Annotated in this window: 3 protein-coding genes; 1 reads left to right on the forward strand and 2 read right to left on the reverse strand. The window is 69.9% G+C overall.

The features are described 5' to 3' along the window. Complete coding sequence (locus BLV72_RS44095; RefSeq protein WP_093469525.1) at positions 1-216, forward strand: ferredoxin; 216 nt, start codon at positions 1-3, stop codon at positions 214-216. A gap of 21 nt (positions 217-237) precedes the next feature. On the opposite strand, the gene BLV72_RS44100 is transcribed toward BLV72_RS44095, so the two are convergent. Together BLV72_RS44100 and BLV72_RS44105 are read right to left on the reverse strand one after the other, a co-directional pair. Then, complete coding sequence (locus BLV72_RS44100; RefSeq protein ID WP_093469527.1) at positions 238-1,101, reverse strand: SAM-dependent methyltransferase; 864 nt, start codon at positions 1,099-1,101, stop codon at positions 238-240. 149 nt (positions 1,102-1,250) lie between these two features. Next, a complete protein-coding gene (locus BLV72_RS44105) occupies positions 1,251-1,454 on the reverse strand; it encodes an MbtH family protein (protein ID WP_046086618.1) in 204 nt (67 codons plus the stop codon). Positions 1,455-1,517: the final 63 nt, after the last annotated feature.

Genomic DNA, 1,517 nt, shown 5'->3' on the forward strand with positions numbered 1-1,517 from the left:
ATGACCTGGAAGGCGGAGATCGACCCTGGCCGGTGCATGGCGTCCGGCATGTGCGCCGGAATCGCCCCCGACCTGTTCGTCCTCGACGAGGAGCACGCCAGGCCGCGACACGAGGAGGTCCCGGAGGAGGAGCGGGTGCTGGACGCGGCGGACTCCTGTCCCGCGCTGGCGATCACCATCCGCGACGGCACCACGACCGTCGGACCGCGTCCCTGAACCCGCTCCGCACACCCCGCGTCAGAGCTTCTGGGCGACACCCGCCCAGAAGGACACCTCTTCGTCGGTCACATCGCCGGTCTCCACCTGGGAGTCCGTTTCGGCCAGGTCGGTGCGCCACCGGTGCGGCACCTCCAGGCCCGGTTCGGCCAGCTCCAGCCCGGTGAAGAAGCGTTCCACCTCGTCCCTGGTGCGGATTTGCCCCGCGATGCCCCCGCTGCGGTAGACCTGCACGGTCTTCTGGGTGGCCTCGGGGTCGAAGTCCGGGGTGATGTGGCTGAGCACCAGAAAGGAGCCGGGGGCGAGCGCGTCGACCAGCTGCTGGACGATCTCGTACGGGCCCCACTCGTCGGGGACGAAGTGCAGCAGCGAGACCAGGCTCAGCGCGACGGGCCGGGACAGGTCCAGCACCTCGGTGAGATCGGGCGAGGCGAGGATGTTCCCGGGCTCGGTGATGTCCCCGTGCACATAGGCGGTGCGGCCCTCGGGGCTGCTCTTGAGCAGGGCCTGGGCGTGGGCGAGGACGATCGGGTCATTGTCCACGTAGACGACCCGGGCGTCCGGGGTGATTCCCTGGGCGACCTCGTGGAGATTGGGCCGGGTGGGAATGCCGGTGCCGATGTCGAGGAACTGGCGGATGCCCCGCTCGGCGGCGAGGAAGCGGATCGCGCGGTGCATCCAGGCCCGGTTGGTGCGGGCGGCGATCATGACACCCGGCCAGAGGGTGAGCACCTTGGCCGCGGCCTCACGGTCGGCGACGTAGTTGTCCTTGCCGCCCAGGAAGTAGTCGTACATCCGGGCGCTGTGCGGTCGCCCCTGGTTGAGAGGGGTGTTGGGGGGCTCCGGCCCGCTTCCGGTCTGGGATGCTACCCCTTGCGCGGTCACGTGGTTCTCCTCCGTATCCGGGCGCGATCGCTCGCGCCACGGCCGACTGTTCCCAGGATGGTAAACCGCGTGCCGGAACGGGGAAGTTGAGGGTCCCGGTCGCGGCCGGCGCCATGACGCGCCGGCCGCACCGCCCGATGGGGCCCCGGTCAGGAGGCCACGTTGTCCATGCGTTCGCGCAGGCTGCGCGGCCGCATATCGGTCCACACCTCGTCGACGTACGCGGAGCACTCGTCCTTGGTGCCCTCCTTGCCGACGGGGCGCCAGCCCTCGGGCACCTCGAGGTCGGCGGGCCACAGCGAGTACTGGTCCTCGTCGTTGCGCAGCACCTGGTAGCGGGCGTTGTCGTCCATGGTCGTTCTCTCCTGTCGGTGATCGGTCAGGTCGGGGATGGTCGGTGAGGTAGCGGATGACGG

Source organism: Streptomyces melanosporofaciens, from assembly GCF_900105695.1.
GTDB lineage: Bacteria > Actinomycetota > Actinomycetes > Streptomycetales > Streptomycetaceae > Streptomyces > Streptomyces antimycoticus.

What these genes read in the sequence shown, in the direction of transcription:
- BLV72_RS44095 (WP_093469525.1), top strand. Translation starts at nt 1, where the DNA reads ATGACCTGGAAGGCGGAGATCGACCCTGGCCGGTGCATGGCGTCCGGC.
- BLV72_RS44105 (WP_046086618.1), bottom strand. Translation starts at nt 1,454, where the DNA reads ATGGACGACAACGCCCGCTACCAGGTGCTGCGCAACGACGAGGACCAG.